Annotated in this window: 14 protein-coding genes and 1 riboswitch; of the genes, 2 read left to right on the top strand and 12 right to left on the bottom strand. The window is 40.0% G+C overall.

Annotation, left to right across the window (positions count from 1 at the left end; translation table 11 throughout):
- Positions 1 to 16: 16 nt before the first annotated feature.
- Positions 17 to 118, bottom strand: a riboswitch (SAM riboswitch).
- Positions 119 to 297: 179 nt separating this feature from the next.
- Positions 298 to 957: a YczE/YyaS/YitT family protein gene (locus ACOJQI_RS02375; RefSeq protein ID WP_421383180.1), complete on the top strand. Its 660-nt coding sequence runs from the start codon at positions 298 to 300 to the stop codon at positions 955 to 957.
- Positions 958 to 1,028: 71 nt separating this feature from the next.
- On the opposite strand, the gene yhfH is transcribed toward ACOJQI_RS02375, so the two are convergent.
- The 4 genes from yhfH to ACOJQI_RS02355 form a co-directional block, all read right to left on the bottom strand.
- Positions 1,029 to 1,157 carry a protein YhfH gene (yhfH, locus tag ACOJQI_RS02370; protein WP_421383178.1) on the bottom strand — a complete coding sequence of 43 codons (129 nt, stop codon included), beginning with the start codon at positions 1,155 to 1,157 and terminating at the stop codon, positions 1,029 to 1,031.
- 298 nt (positions 1,158 to 1,455) lie between these two features.
- Positions 1,456 to 2,745 (bottom strand): isocitrate lyase, encoded by a 1,290-nt coding sequence (gene aceA, locus ACOJQI_RS02365; RefSeq protein ID WP_421383176.1) that lies wholly within the window; start codon positions 2,743 to 2,745, stop codon positions 1,456 to 1,458.
- Between the two features lie 239 nt (positions 2,746 to 2,984).
- Positions 2,985 to 5,159 carry a malate synthase G gene (locus ACOJQI_RS02360; protein ID WP_421383174.1) on the bottom strand — a complete coding sequence of 725 codons (2,175 nt, stop codon included), beginning with the start codon at positions 5,157 to 5,159 and terminating at the stop codon, positions 2,985 to 2,987.
- A 524-nt stretch (positions 5,160 to 5,683) separates the two neighbouring features.
- The gene (locus tag ACOJQI_RS02355; protein WP_421383172.1) at positions 5,684 to 8,773 is read right to left on the bottom strand and encodes an efflux RND transporter permease subunit; all 3,090 of its coding nucleotides are present in this window, start codon (positions 8,771 to 8,773) and stop codon (positions 5,684 to 5,686) included.
- Between the two features lie 225 nt (positions 8,774 to 8,998).
- Between ACOJQI_RS02355 and ACOJQI_RS02350 the strand changes: the two genes are divergently transcribed.
- Entirely contained in the window at positions 8,999 to 9,850 is an 852-nt protein-coding gene (locus ACOJQI_RS02350) for a TetR/AcrR family transcriptional regulator (RefSeq protein WP_421383170.1), read from the top strand.
- 43 nt (positions 9,851 to 9,893) lie between these two features.
- Here ACOJQI_RS02350 and ACOJQI_RS02345 read toward each other — a convergent pair whose 3' ends face one another.
- The 8 genes from ACOJQI_RS02345 to ACOJQI_RS02310 form a co-directional block, all read right to left on the bottom strand.
- Positions 9,894 to 10,415: a hypothetical protein gene (locus ACOJQI_RS02345; RefSeq protein WP_421383168.1), complete on the bottom strand. Its 522-nt coding sequence runs from the start codon at positions 10,413 to 10,415 to the stop codon at positions 9,894 to 9,896.
- Between the two features lie 219 nt (positions 10,416 to 10,634).
- On the bottom strand, positions 10,635 to 11,489 hold the full coding sequence (locus tag ACOJQI_RS02340; protein ID WP_421383166.1) for a malate synthase: 855 nt from the start codon (positions 11,487 to 11,489) through the stop codon (positions 10,635 to 10,637).
- A gap of 334 nt (positions 11,490 to 11,823) precedes the next feature.
- Positions 11,824 to 12,852: a type 2 isopentenyl-diphosphate Delta-isomerase gene (gene fni / locus ACOJQI_RS02335; RefSeq protein WP_421383164.1), complete on the bottom strand. Its 1,029-nt coding sequence runs from the start codon at positions 12,850 to 12,852 to the stop codon at positions 11,824 to 11,826.
- Positions 12,853 to 12,966: 114 nt separating this feature from the next.
- A complete protein-coding gene (locus ACOJQI_RS02330; protein WP_421383162.1) occupies positions 12,967 to 13,779 on the bottom strand; it encodes a squalene/phytoene synthase family protein in 813 nt (270 codons plus the stop codon).
- 406 nt (positions 13,780 to 14,185) lie between these two features.
- Positions 14,186 to 14,782 (bottom strand): hypothetical protein, encoded by a 597-nt coding sequence (locus ACOJQI_RS02325; RefSeq protein WP_421383160.1) that lies wholly within the window; start codon positions 14,780 to 14,782, stop codon positions 14,186 to 14,188.
- A 27-nt stretch (positions 14,783 to 14,809) separates the two neighbouring features.
- On the bottom strand, positions 14,810 to 16,459 hold the full coding sequence (locus tag ACOJQI_RS02320) for a zinc ribbon domain-containing protein (RefSeq protein ID WP_421383158.1): 1,650 nt from the start codon (positions 16,457 to 16,459) through the stop codon (positions 14,810 to 14,812).
- Between the two features lie 59 nt (positions 16,460 to 16,518).
- Positions 16,519 to 18,486: a UvrD-helicase domain-containing protein gene (locus tag ACOJQI_RS02315; protein WP_421383156.1), complete on the bottom strand. Its 1,968-nt coding sequence runs from the start codon at positions 18,484 to 18,486 to the stop codon at positions 16,519 to 16,521.
- The gene (locus ACOJQI_RS02310) at positions 18,483 to 20,375 is read right to left on the bottom strand and encodes an ATP-dependent nuclease (protein WP_421383154.1); all 1,893 of its coding nucleotides are present in this window, start codon (positions 20,373 to 20,375) and stop codon (positions 18,483 to 18,485) included. Before ACOJQI_RS02310 ends, ACOJQI_RS02315 begins: the two co-directional genes overlap by 4 nt.
- Between the last annotated feature and the right edge of the window lie 117 nt (positions 20,376 to 20,492).

The raw sequence follows: 20,492 nt of genomic DNA, 5'->3' as shown, positions 1-20,492 counted from the left end.
TTTAAATGACCGTCTCTTCTTATCTTCTAGCATTACGCTACTGGAATTGGCACAGTACTATGAAAAGTCCGCTGCCGAGGTATCAAAGGGCCAGTCCCTCCACCTCTCTGGATAAGAAAAATTTGCTTCTATTAAGTTATTTCCCACTATAAACCCACGGATGTTGGTTTGTCAATTACAAATTTTTAATTTTCTTGCAACTCATTTCACACCGGTTTAGCGGAAGGCAAACATCTTTTCTCAATTTGGTTAATAAGGTAAACTAATGGAAAATTCATACTGGAAAGTAGTGATGTTGTGAGGCTCCATATACAGGTCCCTTTTTTCCTGGCAGGGCTGATTCTGTTTAGTTATGGGATAGCTGTAGCGATCAAGGTGCAATATCTGGGTGTGCACCCCTGGGATGTCCTGAACCTCGCACTCCAAGACAGATGGGGTCTCACCATCGGAACGTGGAGCGTGATCGTCGGCATCATCCTTGTCCTGGTTTCATTGGTCATTGATCGAAGCTACATCAATGTCGGCACCTTTTTTAATGCGGTCATGGTCGGGCCGATGGTGGATCTTTTTCTCTGGCTGGATGTCCTTCCCCAGCCTTCCATACTTGCGTTGGATATTCTGATTCTTTTCACCGGGATTGTCATCATGGGAATCGGGGGCGGAATGTATAACGCCTCAAGAATAGGAGCGGGACCGAGGGACGGTTTCATGCTTTCGATTTCGGATAAACTTGGGTATTCCATAAGCAAGGTCCGTATATTAGTGGAGAGCACAGCACTCCTCGTAGCTCTTTTGCTGGGCGGGCCCGTCTTTATCTTCACCTTCCTATTCACGTTCATCCAGAGTCCCATTTTTCAGTTGTCTTATAAAATATGTACCGGGTGGATCGAAACACTTTCCCGTAAAGCCTATACAACCAGCGTGCCTGAAGAACAAAGAGACAGGCGCATCCCTTAGATCGGTCTCCTTAATTTGAAAAACAGCCCTGCCGGAACTGATATCCGGCAGGGCTGATTTGTTGGTGCGTCCTATTCGTGATCCGCGTTTCTCAAGCATTTTTCACATTGGTTAAAATAAGCGAATTGGCTGTTATCAATGAGTTTTCCGCAATCTGAACATTCCTTTGAACCTTTCTTTCCAACCTTACGTCCCGTCATCCTGAATCCCCTCCTTAACTTTTTTGATTGCCATTTCAAGGACATGAAACTCTCTCAATCTATTCAAAAGTGCTTTGAGAACCCGGCTCAAGGACATCAAATCAGGATTCATCCTTTAAAAATGTCTTGAGGGCCCTTTTCAAGTACATCAAACTCTCTCAATCAAGCTAAAAGTGCTTTGAAAGCTCCTCCCAAGGACATGAACTCAGCATCCCACCCTTAAAAGTGTCTTGAAGACACCTCCCAAGGACATGAAACTCTCTCAATCTATTCAAAAGTGCTTTGAGACCGGTCTTATTCAGCTTTGAAATTGAGCTGTCTCCGTCGATCCTTTCAGTGCGGTTGTAGAGGATGTTCCTCCTGTGATGACTTGGGTGACTTCGTCAAAGTACCCTGTCCCGACCTCTCGTTGATGTCTCGTAGCCGTGTATCCATGTTTCTCGGCTGCAAACTCTGCCTGCTGAAGTTCGGAGTAGGCACCCATGCCCCGGTTTTTGTACCCTCGCGCCAGCTCGAACATTCCATAATTCAGAGCGTGGAAACCGGCAAGTGTGACGAACTGGAACTTGTAGCCCATTTTACCGAGTTCAACTTGATAGGTTTCAATGGTATCTTTATCGAGATTGGCTTCCCAGTTGAAGGATGGTGAACAGTTGTACGCCAGCAGCTTTCCTGGGAACTTTTCATGGATGGCATCTGCAAATGTTTTCGCTTCTTCGAGACTTGGTTTGGACGTTTCACACCAGATTAGATCGGCATAAGGAGCATAAGCCAGGCCGCGCGCTATAGCTTGCTGAATCCCTGCCTTTGTGCGGTAAAAGCCTTCCGGAGTTCTTTCACCTGTTATAAATGCTGCATCCGCCGGATCGATATCACTTGTAATCAAATCCGCTGCATCCGCATCTGTCCGGGCCACCAATATCGTCGGCACTCCGGATACGTCTGCCGCAAGACGTGCAGAAATCAGATTCCTGACAGCTGTTTGGGTCGGCAGTAAAACCTTCCCGCCCAGATGTCCGCATTTTTTCTCAGAGGACAGCTGGTCTTCAAAGTGAACACCGGAAGCTCCTGCTTCAATCATGCTTTTCATTAATTCAAAAACATTTAACTGGCCGCCAAAACCGGCTTCCGCATCCGCCACAATCGGCGCGAAGTAATCGACATCCCCATCCCCTTCCATATGCTGAATTTGATCGGCGCGTGTCAATGCATTATTGATACGCTTTACTACTTGCGGCACCGAGTTGACTGGATATAAGCTTTGATCGGGATACATCTGGCCTGCTACATTGGCATCGGCCGCTACTTGCCAGCCGCTTAAATAAATGGCTTTAAGCCCGGCTTTGACTTGCTGGACGGCCTGCCCCCCAGTCAAAGCACCCAGGGCATTCACAAAAGGCTCCTCATTGATCAGCTTCCATAATTTTTCGGAACCTTTCTGCGCCAATGTATGTTCAACCTTCAGGGATCCCCGCAATCGTAAAACATCCTCAGGTGAGTAAGGGCGCTCAACCCCATTCCATCTCGGATTCATTTCCCAATCTTCCCTTAATGCCTTTGCCTCGTTTTGAACCAGTTCGTTATTCATTTTCCAACATCCCCCAATTCACATACTGTACTAATACAGTTTTAATTTGTTGGATTTATTATATAACAACATTTTCTATTATACAACAGTTATTTATTAAAAAATTCGGAATACTACTTTCGCCTATTTTTATTAACAAAACCTACTTAAATCAATTTTACTAAGTCCAGTGTTGTTATATAACAGTTAGAAACAATAAACAGAACTGCACCTATTTGACCTCTAGGTGCAGTCCTGTTTTACTTAACTGCCTTTTTCGCTCTGGCTTTCGCTTCCAGTCTGCGGCGGTGTAAGATCGGTTCTGTGTATCCATTGGGCTGTTCATAGCCATTAAAGATCAGATCTGCAGCTGCTTGAAAAGCAACCGATCGTTCAAAATGAGGAGCCATTGGCTGATAATCCGGATCGCCATCATTTTGCTCATCGACGACTTTGGCCATGCGCTCCAAGGTCGCTTTCACTTGGTCCTTAGAGCACACACCGTGGTGCAGCCAGTTCGCCACATGCTGACTGGAAATCCTTAGTGTCGCCCGGTCTTCCATCAGTCCGACATTATGGATATCAGGCACTTTTGAACAGCCAACGCCCTGGTCCACCCAGCGGACAACATACCCGAGGATTCCCTGAATATTATTATCAAGCTCCTGTTGAATTTCTTCCTTTGACCAAGATGGGTTCTCCACGAGCGGCAGTACTAACATCTCATCCGGATTCCTTTGCATATTCATTGCTAAACCTTCTTGAATCTGTGTCACATCCACTTCATGATAATGAAGGGCATGCAAGGTCGCCGCTGCAGGTGACGGCACCCATGCTGTATTGGCCCCCGCTTCAAGATGTCCGATCTTTTGTTGCAGCATTTCCGCCATTCGGTCAGGCATCGCCCACATCCCTTTTCCAATTTGAGCCTTACCCTTGAACCCTGCACCCAGGCCCGTCTCGACATTTGCCCGTTCATATGCCTGCAGCCATTTTGCTGCCTTCATCTCATTTTTCCGGCACATGACCCCAGCTTCCATGGACGAATGGATTTCATCCCCTGTCCGATCCAGGAAACCTGTATTGATGAATACCACCCGATTTTTCACTTGATTAATACAGTTTTTTAAATTCAAGGAAGTCCGCCTTTCTTCATCCATGACACCGATTTTAAGTGTATACCGCTCCAGCCCTAACAGGTCTTCAATCCGATTAAAGAGTTTATTTGCAAATGCCACCTCTTTAGATCCATGCATTTTGGGTTTCACAATATAAACCGATCCTTTGGTTGAATTCTTGAACCCACCCTGTTGAAGGAGGTCGTGCTTCGCTATTAAACTAGTGATCACTCCATCTAGGATACCCTCAAATATCTCCTCGCCATTTTGATCCAAAACGACGTTTGTTGTCATCAAATGTCCGACATTCCTTACTAAAAGAAGGGAGCGCCCACGCAACGAGAAAGGACTGCCTGCCAGGGAAGTATAGGTCCGATCCTCATGAAGGGAACGGACAACCGTTTTACCTCCCTTGGTGAATGTTGTTTTTAACTTACCTGTCAGTAATCCAAGCCAATTACGGTAAACCTCCACCTTATCCTCCGCATCTACGGCCGCAACGGAATCTTCACAATCCATAATCGTGGTAACAGCTGACTCCATGATGATATCTTTTACACCTGCTTTGTCTTTCCCGCCAATAGGATGGCTGCGATCAATCACAATTTCAAAATGCAGGTTGTTATTTTTCATCAGTAATACACTCGGATCTTCAGGAGTCCCGTTATACCCGGAAAGTTGCAGCGGGTTCATTAGTTGGGCTATTGTGCCATCCTCCAGATGAGCCTGAAGCTTTCTCCCCGCAATCCGATAATGAACCACATCTTCATGGGAACCTTGTGTAAGAGGAACCGTATCATCAAGAAACCGCTTGGCAAACGCGATCACCTTTTCTCCTCGCCTAGGATTATAAGATTGACCGCGTTCACAACCCTCCGCTTCCGAAATCGCATCGGTCCCGTAGAGCGCATCATACAGGCTGCCCCACCTGGCATTTGCAGCATTAATCGCATACCGCGCATTATTAACTGGAACCACCAATTGCGGCCCTGCCTGCATCGTAATTTCATCATCCACATTTTCCGTTGCAATAACAAAATCATCTACTTCATCTTCTAAATAATTGATCTCTTTTAAAAAAGATCGGTACTGATGCAGATCAAATTGTTTATGTTCATGGTGCCACTTATTCAAGCGCATCTGAATCTCGTCCCGCTGTTTTAAAAGAGCTTTATTCTCAGGAGTCAGCTCACTAATAAGCCTTTCAAAACTCCCCCAAAAATCGTGGACCCCTGTTCCCGGCAGTACTTCAGAGTTAATAAAATCATAAAAAATGTTTGCAACTTTTAAATCCCCACACGCAACATAGACTTCCATTTTTCTTCCTCCTTTTTCCTATTCCAATACTGTATTAATACAGTTGTTTATTTGTTATTTTTTATTATATAACAGACTAAATTTTCAGACAATGGTTTTCTTGCTGCCGCATCGAACGGGGTGCCGGTTCAAGGTAGGGCGGAAATCGGAGTAGCCACCGAGAGGCTATGGGGCCGTCGATTTAGTAGAACACGAGAATCGGAGTACCTAAAACAGCTCTATGGGGGTGTCGACTCAAGAGAAGACGAGAATCGGAGTACCCAAGAGGGCTCTTTGAGGTTGCCGATTCCGGAAAAGACCTGATTCGGAGTAGCCACCGAGAGGCTATGGGGGCGTCGGTTCCGGAAAAGACCAGATTCGGGGTACCCAAAACGGCTCTATGAGGGTGTCGATTCAAGAAAAGACAAGATTCGGAGTACCCAAAAGGGCTCTATGGGGTTGCCGATTCAAGAAAACACCAGAATCGGAGTACCCAAACTAACCAAAAAAAACCCCTCAATCAATGATCAAGGGGTTTCCAAAAATTAATTCTCTTCAATTTCCTTACGATTCTTCTTCAACATTTTTGATAGAAGTTCATACACAATCGGTACAATCAGCAATGTCAGAATCGTGGATGACGTCAGACCGCCAATTACCGTGATGGCCAATCCTTTGGAGATAAGGGCAGATCCTGCTCCGCCAAGCACCATTGGAGTCATGGCACCGATCGTGGCAATCGCCGTCATTAGGATTGGGCGGAGTCTTGTCGCTCCTGCTTCGACGATTGCATCACGCAGCGACATTCCATCGCGTTCCATGTGAATGATACGATCCACTAGTACGATGGCGTTTGTTACTACGATACCAATCAACATCAAAAGACCCATCATGACGGATACTGAAATCGTTTCTCCGGCGATCCAAAGACCGACAAAGGAACCTATCACAGCAAATGGTAATGAGAACAAGATCGCAAATGGCGCCAATCCTTCACCGAAGGTTACAACCAGGATAAAGTAAACAATCAGGACGGCCGCCAGCATGGCAATTCCGAGCTGCGTGAATGTTTCCTGCATATCAGCAGCTACGCCGGCCACGCCGACTTCGACACTATCCGGCAGCTCAAGCTCATCAATTTGCTCATCAGCTTGAGTTGTGGCTGCAGATACATCATCAGTCGTGACTGTACCAGAAACCGTTGCGTAGAACTCACCTTCACTGCGGGATAACGTGTTGTATGTCGTACCCTCTTCTGTCGTCACCAGCTCGGATAATGGAACCGTCGTGCCGGTTGCAGTAGGTATTTCTGTTTCCAGCAGTTCATCGAATGTTGCAGCGTCTGTTTTCTCTTCACGCTGAACGATGACATCCATTTCTTCGCCGTCATTTTCCACTGTTGTCAATACTTCTTCAGATCCAGTGGCTGTTAATGCCCCGACGATTTGTCCAGTCGTCAGACCGTATTGCAATACATGCTCGTGATCGATCTGCAAAACGTGCTCGACATATGGGTTTTCCATGTCAGATTCCACATCTTCAAGGTTATCTACCTCTTTCAATGCGTCTTCCACCTGGTTAACCGCTGCATTCAGATCATCTAAATTTTCACTATACAGTGTATAGCTTACTTCATTGGAGGCCATTCCTCCTGATCCCATCATGTCCTGGGATTTCCACTCACCCGATTGGCCGATGTTGAAGACATAATCTTCAACTTCTTCTTTGACTTCAGGGAAGTTTTCCGTATCGTCTTCAAAGAAGAGATACATTAACGCACCATTAGTTCCCCCCATCATAATCGAGGAGGCGTCCGTGCTGTTGCTGTTATTGAACGATAACTGAACAGTCTTCAGATCGTCACGCTTCATTAATTCCTGTTCAACTTCTTCAAGGTTCTCTAATGTTTCTTCCTCAAGCTCGCCCGCAGCTGGTGTGTACGTTAAATAGATTGTTTTTTCCTCTTCCGATCCCATGAAACTGAACCCGATGAGAGGAGTCAAAGCCAATGAACCAGCGAGCAGAACAACCGCCAATATTGACGTGATGATTTTGTGGTTCAATACTTTTACCAGTACACCTTTATACCAGGTAGCAAGTCTTCCAACTTCTTTATGCTTCGACGCTTTCTTCTCTCCGTATAATGACTTGCGGAATAAGAAATGCGACAGCGCCGGAACGATGGTGATTGCCACAAGGAGTGATGCACCCAGGGCAAATGCCATCGTCAAGGCAAACGGCCTGAACAGCTCTCCGACCATCCCGCCGACGAACATAAGCGGTGCGAATACTGCAACCGTTACAAGCGTTGAAGAAAGGATTGGCTTGAACATTTCAATTGTCGCCTCACGGATCAATGCACGTCCGCTGAGCTTCTCTTCTTTCAAATGCATTCTTCTGTATATATTCTCCACTACAACAATCGAGTCATCGATTACACGGCCGATCGCAACTGTAATCGCACCCAATGTCATGATGTTCAACGTTATATCAAGCCAGTTCAACAGCAAGAATGCCATAAAGATCGAAACCGGAATTGATACAATGGAAATGATCGTTGACTTAAAATCACGAAGGAATAACAGGATGATGATGATTGCGAACAAACCGCCGAATAATGCTTTTTCCACCATCGTGTAGACGGAATCTTCGATCGGTTCGGCCTGGTCAAGAGTGACATCAATGACCAATCCGTCAATTCCCTCTTCTTGTTCTGCTATCACATCTTTCACAGCATTCACGACATCCACTGTGTTCGCCTGCTGCCCTTTCGTTATCTGGATAGCAATGGCCTCTTCACCGTTCGTACGGGAAATGGATTGCACGTGGCCGACTGTTTCAATAGTGGCAATATCCCCTAATTCCACAAATGGATTTGGGTTTGCTTCTGATGGTGTAACAGGGATTTTCAATTCTTTTAATTGATCAACCGTTTTGATATCACCATCGATCGCAAGGGCCTCTTCACCCTCTTCATATTCCTGAAGGCCGAGAGACAGAGCCATATCACTTGCTTGAACCATCTGTTTGACGGTTTCTTCGGTTAATCCCAGCTCTTCCATTTTGGCTTGGTCATAAGTGAATTCCACTTCTTCAAGATGCTGCCCAGTAATTGTTGTGGATCCAACACCATCAATATTTTCAATTTCCGGCAGGATCTTATCTTCAACAGTTGCCGACAGGTCAACAATATCCCCTTCTGTACTGCTGATGGATAACGCGACAACCGGCATCATATTCATGCTAAGCGCCATGATCGATGGTTCTTCGGCATCTTCCGGCAAGGCGATATTATCAATCGCGCTTTCCAGGTCCCGTTTCTTCTCATCCATATTTACGCCATATTCATATTCGATCTGAACCTGGGCTACATTAGCTGACGAATTCGAATAAACAGCCTTAACATCTTCAAGCCCCTCGATCGTCTGCTCCATCGGCATGGATATCTCTTCCATGACCTGTTCAGCAGTTGCACCTGGATAAACTCCCATCACAATTAAATAAGGAATTGATACATCCGGTATACTTTCCATTTTCATTCTTGTCCCGGAATAGATCCCTGAGACTGTGATGATGATGGTCAGTAACCACACAGCCAGTTTATTTTTCAGGACGAAATTAACTAAACTTTTCAATAAAAGACACCTTCCTCTTCCCTTTTGAATAAGGTTGACAGCTTTGATATACTGTAAATGACTAGTTAGTCATTAACTCACTAACAATAAAACTAATATAACTGACCAGCCAGTCAGTAGTCAACGTTTTTGTTGGGTTTCCCATGATTGTTTACGATTACCGTTAACAAAAGTTTCACATTTTAGGTATAATAAAAGTTCAAAGCTCGGATTGGGGGTAATCTTATGAATGAAAAAGAAATGCAAATTATTGAAGTTGGAATGAGGCTTTTTGCCAGTAAGGGGTTCTCCACAACCTCAGTCCAAGAGATTGCCTCAGAAAGCGGAATTTCCAAAGGGGCTTTTTACTTACACTTTAAATCGAAAGACGATCTATTATTAGGTATCTTACAATATCATTTTGACATGATTAACAAGAGCATCATCGAAGAAACAAAAGAGATAGATAATCCCCGCGAAAAGTTAATACGGGAACAAATGGCGGTGTATTCACACTTCATCACCCATCGCGATCTTCTTGTCATGCTGGCCAAAGAGCAGGCCATCCCAAGAAACGAGACTGTGAAGCAATTGATTTTTGAAAAACAAATGGAATCTCATCAAAATTACCGGAAAAGCATCATTGAGATTTACGGCTCTGAAGTCGAACCGTTTTCATGGGATATCACGATCATCCTTGAAGGGATCATCAAATCTTATATGGGGATTCTATTGTTTTCCACACAGGATTTTGACTTGAGAAAGTTAACGGAGTATATGCTGAACAGGCTCGACAGCATCGTGAAAGACATTCATAAGGACCAGCCCTTCTTTACAAAAGAAAAAGCCGAAACCGTCTTATCCAATTTCTTATTTTCAGAACAGACGAATCTGTCCACTGTGATGAGAGACCTTGAAGAAGAGATCGAAAAACTGGGGGCAGACGAACTGGCAGTCACCTTTCAGGTCCTGCAGGAGGAAATTGGCAAGGAAAAACCTAGAGGGCCGGTCATTCATGGGATGTTATCAAATTTCTCCGGTTACCCGACCCTTCAATCTTATCGGGAGTTCATCTCACAGCACTTTTCAGACAAATGATTGTTAGCAGCTGGACAGGGCTTTCCTTGTCCAGCTTTTTTCATTACAGAATTAGATGGATCACCAAAGCAATTCCAAACAAAAGTGCAATTCCTTTGTGAATGTTTCTATAGAGAATATACTTTTTCTTTTTTGCCCATTTATCAAGAACCACTCCAATGAGTACCAGGGCAATCAACCCGATACCCGCTGCAATCCCGCTGTAGATTGAGTCCATATGTTCGGATGTCTGCAAAAGAAAATAGAGGCCATGACCCAATACAGCTGCCGTCACCACCCAGCCAAACAACGTATGATGGGTTTTTAACAGCTTCACGAAATCCTTCATATACTTATTTATCTTAATACCTCTTTTTTTCATTTCTCGAAAAACCAACCTGCCGAGCCACAGCGCACCTGCCAAAATGGCAGTGTACTCGCCAATCGTGCCTAATTTTTCAAAAATATCATTCATGAAGTCTGTCTCTCCAGGCAGGAAGATTCCCAGTATCATCAATCCAACCCCCGCTGCAATGAGCAAGATACCCCCTGCTTTAATGACATTGGATAGTCGATTAATCCACACTTGTACCACCTCGTATTGAAAAAATGATTTCAGTAAATGTTTACCCTTACGAGTTTGGATTTAAAATTGGATTTTTAGTCATGCGGCTGCGATAGTGGAACACCTTTTTTCCCGAAACCTATTAGTCAAACGTTTGATTAATTAAAATTCCGCCACTCGACAGAAATATCAAAAGGGACAAGGCGCCGCCTTGTCCCTTTTTTCATCTATTCATTTACCTTAAGCACGCATTAATGCGCCATCAGGCTGAGGTAAATCCTGCTCTACTAACTGATTCATTTTACAGAAATGGTCAAGAAATTGTTGGGCCAGCTCTCGTTCTTCAGTGTCACTTCTCAATGAAACGATATCATGCAGGATTTGAGCCATCCATAAATTATCAAAATAACGGTATTTCCCTGAATTCCACGTCATTTTTTCTGGGGACTTTTGATTTACATAATAGTTCCAGAAAAGCATCTGCTCTGATTCCTGTTCTGTCAGCTGCAGTCTGTATTCCGAATGAGCAGGAATATTTCCATCTTCACAAAGCTTACCGATGAAACCTTCTTTCACCATATAGACACCCAAGATCCGTCTGTCTTGTTCAGGCTTACTTGAATCTATCGCCGTCAGCAGGACAGCGCTATTTTGGTGCAAGCGAACTGGTTTGTTCGGTTTCCCTTTGTTATTACCACTTTTAATGATACCTGAGGATACCTTCCACTCGGAAAAGGCACTATCTTGTTCTTCTAGATCACACCAGGAAACCATTTGGGATTCGGGATGAAGCTTATGATTTTTCATAAGTTTTTCGTGTCCCAACCGGAGCTCCTGATATTTTCGCTGCCGTTCTTTCTCCTCTTCCTTCTTCATTTCGATCTCTTTTTGTTTCATTTCTTTCTCTTCTATAATCTTTTCAAGTGAGTTGGCAGCACTCTTATCATGCATTTTCAGGTGCTCTCCAAATACATCGGGGTAAATGAATTTTTTATTTTCCGACGCGAAATGGATTTCGATAACAGTATCAGTATGTTTAACGACACTCCCCATTCCAAACCGCTTATGTGTAACTTTCTTATCGATTAAATTCAATATACTAGTCCTCCTTGTATAATAACTCGGGTACTATCATCTTAAAAGCTCACAAAACTGTTTGAAATTTTCCTTCGGCATTAAAAAGATTTATATAAACGTACAGTCTAAAAGATATCTCAATGAAAATCATACCATTTTTCCGATGAAATAACAAATTCGTTATTGACAACTCATTTTATTGCAAGGTAAAATAAAAGTTTTATTCAAATCTCAACCCTTTGCAAACCTCTCATTTTTTTGGTTTTCACCTTCGTCTCGTGAATAAAAAAAACGGCCCAGATGCATTTCCTGGACCGAAAAAAACGTATTATTTTAATAACGGCTTTGATTATCATCGTTCCTTCAAGCGCGTGGTGTCCTTCAATTCCTGAATCGTCTGCGCCCCGATACCGAACATTGACATCCGAAGTTCCATTTCCCGAATTTCCATCACTGTACGAACATCCTCTGGGCTTTGGGTCGCTTCTCTCAGGATGGATCGACCAAATCCGACCAGGTCGGCACTCAATGCGATGGCCTTCGCTCCGTCCAAGCCCGTCTGCATCCCACCGCTTGCAATCAGTGGAGTGTTTCCGATCTCTTCGCGGGTTAACCTGATTGCTTCCGCCGTCGGAATCCCCCATTCGCTGAAGCTCTCAGCGGCTATTCGCCGGATAGGGTCTTGGGAGCGGAACTTTTCCACCTGACTCCAGGAAGTGCCTCCCGCTCCGGCGACGTCGATAAACGCAATTCCGGCCTCACATAACTTTTTGGCTGTCTGACCATCGATTCCCCATCCTACTTCCTTCACCCCGACCGGAACCTCCAGAGCGCTGCACAGATGTTCGATTTTCTTTAATAACCCTTTAAAATTCGTATCTCCCTTATCCTGAATCACTTCCTGAATGCTATTCAGATGAAGGACAAGCATATCCGCTTCGGTCATTTCAATAATTTTCCTGCATTCCTCAACACCGTATCCGTAATTAAACTGAACAGCGCCTAAGTTTGCAATAATCGGGACACTTGGTGCATACTTCCTCATCTGGAAAGAGGAAGTGTGTCCGTCGCTATCGAGAAGTGCCCGGGTAGATCCTAGTGCAAGCGCCCAACCTCTCTCCTCAGCTGCCATTGCCAGATTCCGGTTGATTTCCCCGGCGAGAGCTGTACCGCCCGTCATGGAACTGATGAGGAATGGCGTTTTGCATTCAAATCCAAGGAAATTAGTTTCAATAGAGATTTCGTCAAAATCAATTTCAGGGAGTGCATTGTGGATAAACCTAAGCGACTCAAATCCTGTTGAAATCGACTCCCCCGTAACCTTTTCTTTCAGCGCAATTTGAATATGTTCAGATTTTCTTTGCTCGATTGACTTGTCCAACGCCAACACCTGCCTTTACTATAAAGATTCTTGCTGACCTGCGCTTTCGCTCCATGTTAATGCCGGCAAATTTGTAAAAAACAAAAGCGCCCTTTACACCTGCATCACATGGAATTAATGGATTTGAACCTCTTTCACCGTTTGTTCCACTTCTGCACGAGTCATTTTTTCCTGCCCCTCTTTCATTGCTTTTAAAGTTTTGTGAGCCAGGGCAAGCGGCAAACGGCAGAATAATAGAATGCTTCTCTTTTGAAGAGACTTCATATATTCATCTGCTTTTGCCAGGTTTTCATCTGCATATTCGAATAGCTTTGCACGATTCCAGCCATCGGGTACAAAGCTGACATCACGTTCAACCAAATCTTCCTTCTCATTACGCAATATGTTAACAGCCTGGAGCCCGCGCCCATAAGCAATAGCAAGCTCACGGTCAGTTTCTTCCTCTCCGTAGTGCTCCCAGAGCTCCGAAAGCAAGACCCCAACAAGACCTGCGACGTAATAAGTATAATCATCCAAATCTTCACGTGTGCGAATTTCCCAATTTTCTTTCGCCCATTTTGCCATACCAAATGCCATTTCACTAGCAGCGTCCATGACTATCGACAGGACATCTTTTGGACAAGCTTGCAGCCATTCTTCTAATCGAAGTGTCACTTCGGGCATTTGATCTTTTGTTTCACCAAGAATTCTTACATATTCATCGTTATCAAATGGTTGTTTAAATAATTCGCTGACTTGCATTAAAATCGTGTATTTTACATCATTGCTCAATTCTTCATGATCTTCAATTTCATCAATTGCCCGAAATACTAAATAAGCCGATGCAACTGAATGCTTTAACTCCTTCTGCAAAAAAGTAATCGGAATATAAAATGTACGACTTGTCTCTTTTAGCATACGCATTGCATCTTTAGGAAACCCACTCATTCTTTTTCGCGTACCTCCTTTGTTTACATCTAACTGTACCTTTTATCGTACCATCATTTTAAAAAAGATTCACTTAAACATAATTTCACTAACTTCTATAAACAAAAACAGGCAATTTCATCAAAAATGAAATTGCCTGTTACTATTGGCGCCTTGCATGGCTCGAAGTTAGCTGGATTTTTCGAAAGCAGTTCCCTATTGATTAAATTAAATAGAGGTCTATTCCAATAAGATTAGACCCCTTTCAATTCATTTTAAGATTATTTTAGCCACACACTCAACATGCCTAGTGTCTGTACGGGGTATAAAAAATTATATTAAAAATATTAATGTATCATATTTTCTTAGGATTTCACCAAAATTAAAGTGTTAAGTTTTCAGTTCACCTACTTGCTTAATTATACAGCTATTGGGTTTTCCCCCACAATACTAGGTGGTCTCCCATATCTGCAAATTGAATATCTTTATAGTCTGCACGATATTTATGTTTATTATAAATAGAGAAGAAAACCGCCCAAAAATCTCCATGACAAAATGCCCACGACACAGTTAAGGCAAAAATGAACGTCTTTACTTGAAAGCCCGTAATAACCATAAGTAAAGTCCATAATACAGTATAAAAAATAAAAGGGGAGAGTGCAAAAACAATTTTTTCTTTAAGATTGAGCCATCTTTTTGGTTTACAAAATGGATGTGTGGGTGTTGATACCCCGTTTTCTCTTTTAATGCCAAACAGAAAATTATAGAAGCTCCATTTTAAATCTATTTCGCTATTTATACCTAAAAACCATTTTCCTCCTAGTCTATGGAACTGCTCATGTATTGCAATTTCTAACGCGACATAAATAATATAAATTATAAAAAATGTCTCTTCCATTCTAAGACTATCCATTAATACTAATCCAACAATTAAAACTAAGATAAAAGAAACAGCTAATGTTAACCTTACATAAACATTTACAAAGTTAAGTGTTTTTATTTCTATCCATTCATTATTGTCCATTTAGCTTTCCTTTCAAATTCAATATTCTTAAAGCGTAGCTTTTCTTAATATACCATCAAAGGTTAGGTGTTTAACTTTTCTGAATTCTTTTCCTATCTTTTCCCCATAGTAGTTAGGTCTACCTGTTATAAGAATTGTCTCTACCTCATAATTACTGTGTTCAAGTCCCCAGGCCATTTTCACATCCAGGATATTTTTTTCGAACCATTCTGCACGGGCCAATATTTTATTAATATCTTCATAAATCTTTTTATCTTTCAATAGCATTTCTCTTTGATTAACAGCAGGTTTAAAAAATTTTATTTCCATCAAAAATATTTTCCGTTTTACTAAATCAACAACCACAGCATCAATATCACCTAAGTCTTGATTTTCATTACTCATTAAACGTTTTTTTATACCATTACCAATAATTTGTTTAATATTAACATTGGGAACACCTTTTTGTTGAAGCGGTACAAAGTATCTATCATTCTTATAAAAATGCTCAGCTATTTTCATAGCCATTAGGTATGCTATGTCTTGCTGTGCTTTTTTAAATACCTTTGTGGCTTGGAAACCAAACAACTTGTCTATAAAATGGTCGGACGAAGTAATATTACTTAACATAGAAATGCTATTTGAAGAGTCTAATACCCCAAATGCTAATAAACCTTCATACCTAAAAATAAATTTAAAATCCATATACGGGTCTGTTAGATAATTTAATATATATTCTTCTTCATTCGAGGGTCCATAGGTTAAATATGAGATTATGTTTTCTCTTTCTTTATTTATTACATCTTTTAGCTGGTCATCAAAGATAAATACAGCTTGAATTGATTTATTTTCATTTAAAGGGAAAATATCAAAAACTTGTCCACTCTCTTTAGCAATTGTAATAATATCATTTCTAAATTCTTTTAACTCTTTAAATGAAAATCCGGCTAATCTTTCAATCTCTTTACTAACGCTTTTCTTTACTCTATTAATCTCAATACCTCTCTGAGTTAAAAATTTATTTATTTTTTCATCATTAATTTCTATCTCTTCGGGTTTAACAAGCTCCTGCACTTCAAAGTGTTGATAATACTCATTAAGTCTTTCATTCTCAATTCTTATTTTAATTATTTCTTCTAATGTGGGTTTCCATGAAAAAATCTTAGTACCAAGAATGTTAGAGGAAATCTTTTCTATTTCCTCTGTAAAAACAAAAAGTGAAATAAAATCAGTCTCATCAATTATTCCGTCAATCCCAAAATCATCCTCTTCCAAAGTTGATAGTATATTGGTAAAAAGGTGCGAAATATTTCTAACTTGTACTGAAGCCCAGCTATCTTCTGACTGTAATATGATTTTCCATGTTGCTAGTTCTCTCATAGCTAACATGATGAAATATAAATCTTCTCTAGGATAAGATTTAATAAGCGTTTTAATTTGTTCTAACAAATATCCCCTTAGTTTTAAGGCACCATCTATTGGTTCGACACGTCCCTCATTAAGGCTAATATAAGGATTATAAATTCTTTGATGAATATTTCCGAAATAAAAATCTTCATTGTGATCTACCAGTCTAGAAGCAATGGCAGTTATTCTTAACGCATGTTGAATGTAATGATAAAAACCACAATGGGGGCAATTCTCATTACTTATATCTTTTCTTAAATCAACGAGATTACCACACTTAGGACATTTCATAGTCGTCTCCTATCTACCCAAAGGTTTTTATATTTATTATATTTTTCCTTTTACGGCATTTATGTTGAGATAACTTTTACATGTGGTTTCTTTTGTCCCTTGTCATCTTCTGTATCTGTGGATTGAACATAGACTAAATCCCATCCTGCAGAACTTAGTTCCTCCTCGTGTCCTTCAATAGAAGACCTTTGTGCTGCTACACATAGTAAATCAGTTGGTCTAGACATTGCAACATAAGCATGTTTCAATGCACTTATTTCTCGCTTTCCCCTCTTGCCTTTCATTTCTCCTTTGAAGGCCCCAATTAATTGTTTAACATCGTAGCTATAGTAGTTTGTTTCTAAAAATAATGTTGCAGCATGAGTCTCACCTTTTACTCCTGCTACAGTGTCAATATATATTTCAATGGTATTATTTTCACCCTGGGTATAATGAAAAACATTATTGGTTGCAGGAATGCTATCCTCTACCAGTCTCTCTCTTTTATAGAAACGGCTTAAAATCGATAAATCAGTAATTCCAAATACTTTTTCTAGAAGTTCATTAGTGTAGATGATAAAATCTTGCTTAATATCATACCCTTTTCTAATCATTAAACACCATCGAACCAAGTTTTCTTCTAATCTAATATACATATGCTTATCTTTAGTAATTATCTCTTTCAACAGTGTTTTCTTATTGTAATACGAACCGTTATTTGTCTTAACCTCTAAAAGCCACAATGCCCTAAGTAGCGCACTTATCAGAGAATTATAATAGCTTCCAGCATCTCTATTTTGGCCTTGGTCAATTGCATCTTTATTAATGAAATCAACTAAATATAGTTTTTTTGTTTCTATAGAATTACTCTTTTGATTAAATTGTGGAAAATAACTAGGAATTTTCACCTTGTCATCTTCACTTTCTTTAGCAATTCTACCAACTGCTTTGAAAGTATTATTAGGATTACTGTGTAAGCCATGTTCATAAATCGTGTTTGCAAATTCAGACAGTACGCTTGTAATTGACTCTGTATCATATACAAATAGCTTGGGATTAATAGTCTCCCTTTCTCCGTTACCTTTCATTCCTGAGGGAATTAATTCAAATGGCGATATAAGCTTACTTATTATTTCTGAGTTTCTTTTACTATCGGTAATTTTAAGGGGACCATCCCAAATATTCCAAGCCATATTATCCGAGTCATCATAAATAGACTGATTAGGGTCTCCAAATCTTTGTATAATGACTTGTTCTTTATCAAATAATTTATCTAGTATTTCATTTTGTAAATGAGATGTATCTTGCATCTCGTCAATAAACATAAATGCAAATCTTTCGGACATGAAATTCCGGAGAGGAACTTCGCATTTTTTTAGATACTGGACCGATAACCAATATGCATCATCATAACAAAGAATACCTTTTTCCATAACCTCTTGTTTTATTCTCTTTAAAGCTAATAATATTTTCCCCTGTGATTTATATAGTGATTTTTGAAATTTATCTATCAAGATTTCTTCATCAAAAGCATATCTCATTTCTTTTAAGGCATCATGAATTCTATCTCGACTATCCCCATACTTCTTTCCAAACCCAAACTGTATACCGTAATCCAAAGAATAAAATTCTCTTAATATATTGCTGTTATATATTTCATCATCAATAGAGCTAACATGCCTCTTAAAAGTATTATTAAAATATGGAATTGCTAGAAACTGATTTACAAAAGATTGGATTGTACCAAAGAAGTTTGGATACTCAAATAATTTATTACCTTCAACCCCGAGCCGTTCTTTTATCTCATTAATTGCAACATTTGTATGCGTTAATACACAAATGCCTTTATTATTTTCTAATGGTAATTGTTTACCTATTATAGATAACTTAGCCAGTAAGGTTGTAGTCTTTCCACTTCCTGGACAGGCTATTATATCTTTCGACTCAACACATTCTATTATCCCCTTAACTTCTTCACTAAATTTATTACTTCCCGGCAAAAAAAGGCTCTCAGCACTACCAATATCTTCTTGCGTAAAATTTATCAATCAAGGCCACCTACTTTCGCTGCATAGTATACTGCCTTAACCAAGTAACTTAGATTTTCATCCTTTTGAAGCCTCTCTTTGACATTCTCTGCAGGCAATTCAGAAAGTACATTTGCAAAACATTGTGCAACTATAGCTTTTGATATCTTTTTTTCTAGCAAATAATCGTGATATATGAAATAACCTATTTCATCACTTGTACGTGCTTCTTCTTCCCATCTCTTCAGTTCTGATAAGACAAATTCATCACCCTTAACAATCTTTTCTGGTGTTAGACCAATTTTTTCGCTATTTTGAATAAATTCTGCATATTTAACGGCTTTAAAAAACTCTTCTTTAAAATCACTAGCTGCAATACAATATTCAAGTGTCCAACTATCTGATACAAAACATTTAACCTCTTTATCACTATACAACCCTTGCTTTCTAGCATTATGAAAACTCTTATACTCCTCATAGCTTACTTCATTTTTATCTATAAGATATGGAACACCACTGATAGGCGGTTTAACATCCAAATCAGTAATACAAGAAACAGAAATCCCCATAGTTTCTTGTTCATTCTTTCTAACAAAAATATTAGCGTAGCGTAAAAAAGCTGTACTACTTACATTAATAATAGAAATACCATATTTAGATAACGGGACACCCAAAATTCTAGAGATAGTTGGGAGTAATATATTCTCAGCGTCTCCCTCTACCATGATAATTCCATTGGCAAAAAAAAGATTAGATTTAGTTACATCTAGAAATCGTTGTAAAAATGAATAGTCACCCTCTCTAAGTTTTGTAAAAGAGGAAGACATATTAAATACATTGTTATTTCTACATATCAAGATTTTTTGAATATCAACTTTAGATGCCAAATTTGGACTATGTGTAGTTAATATCATTTGGATGCTTGATTGATTACAAACTTCCTCAAGGTATTCAATTAACAATACTTGAGACTGAGGATGTAAATGAGCCTCTATTTCTTCAATTAAAGCCAATTTTAATCCTGTATAATTCTCTCTCTTTAAAAGCAATAATTCTGCTGCTATAAATAATAGGTTTTGTGAACCAAGTCCAGCCTTACTATTAAATAGCTGGAGACTTAATTTCTCTAGGATAGATTTTAATTTAGACTCAGTTATAGTAAAATCTGATTTTAATGGATTACCTTCTCTTGAAAAACTTTCAAGATAAATATTAAGCTCCTCTAATAATTTTTTCCCTCCTGTATCTTCAATTTCAGAACCGTCTAAGTCTCTCCCTTGAAAGTAATTACTAATTCCTCTATTTGCATCTTCTATAATTTTTAATAACTCATGGTCTTCTTGATTATCAAAAGCGCCATGATTGAACAAGATTTGTGATAAGCGAGAGTTCCTTCTAGAGCTTAACTCTCTTTCTGAGTCCCTCAAAGGCTTTAAATAAGTAGATTTTAAGAGTTCTCTCGCTCGCCCATCTATTTGAGAACCACCTTCATGTTGACCAGCACTTAAATCGTAAAATATTTTTTGTCCTTCTCTATTTGCCGATAAAGTTAATTTCAAGTAATACTCAATCTCTCCATTCTCTTTCTCTTCAAAGCTTAGCCATTCTATAAAATTCTTTGCTTCTTCATCCAAAAATCCCCTAAAAATACATTCGATTTTAAATTCCGAACTTCTATAATGTTCCTCTTTCCCAGGTTCTAAATAAAAGTCTTCTAGTTCAGGTCTTTTAAAGTCATTACTTTGGGTATTTAATAACATTTTAACTGCATCTAAAATACTTGTTTTTCCTGCATCATTCTCTCCAACTAAGAGGTTTAACTTGGGGTTGAACTCTAAAGCGAGACCAGGATTATCAGAAGTTCCTCCATATTTCCTAAAATTCCATATAACTAATTTTGCTAGGTACATAATATTAACCTCCCAAACTCAATAGTTAAATTATACCATAAGCTTATTTGTAATCAGAAGTCACCAATAAATTGACACTTAAATACCTTAAAAGTAATTGATAGAACGGTATCACTC

Source organism: Bacillus salacetis (assembly GCF_049177075.1).
GTDB lineage: Bacteria > Bacillota > Bacilli > Bacillales > Bacillaceae_B > Rossellomorea > Rossellomorea salacetis_A.
This window is presented reverse-complemented; position numbering and strand designations above follow the sequence as displayed.

Coding starts and splice junctions, on each gene's coding strand:
- aceA (WP_421383176.1), bottom strand. CDS start 2,745: ATGAATAACGAACTGGTTCAAAACGAGGCAAAGGCATTAAGGGAAGAT.
- ACOJQI_RS02320 (WP_421383158.1), bottom strand. CDS start 16,459: ATGAAATGTCCTAAGTGTGGTAATCTCGTTGATTTAAGAAAAGATATA.
- ACOJQI_RS02330 (WP_421383162.1), bottom strand. CDS start 13,779: ATGAGTGGGTTTCCTAAAGATGCAATGCGTATGCTAAAAGAGACAAGT.
- ACOJQI_RS02325 (WP_421383160.1), bottom strand. CDS start 14,782: ATGGACAATAATGAATGGATAGAAATAAAAACACTTAACTTTGTAAAT.
- yhfH (WP_421383178.1), bottom strand. CDS start 1,157: ATGACGGGACGTAAGGTTGGAAAGAAAGGTTCAAAGGAATGTTCAGAT.
- ACOJQI_RS02310 (WP_421383154.1), bottom strand. CDS start 20,375: ATGTACCTAGCAAAATTAGTTATATGGAATTTTAGGAAATATGGAGGA.
- ACOJQI_RS02360 (WP_421383174.1), bottom strand. CDS start 5,159: ATGGAAGTCTATGTTGCGTGTGGGGATTTAAAAGTTGCAAACATTTTT.
- ACOJQI_RS02350 (WP_421383170.1), top strand. CDS start 8,999: ATGAATGAAAAAGAAATGCAAATTATTGAAGTTGGAATGAGGCTTTTT.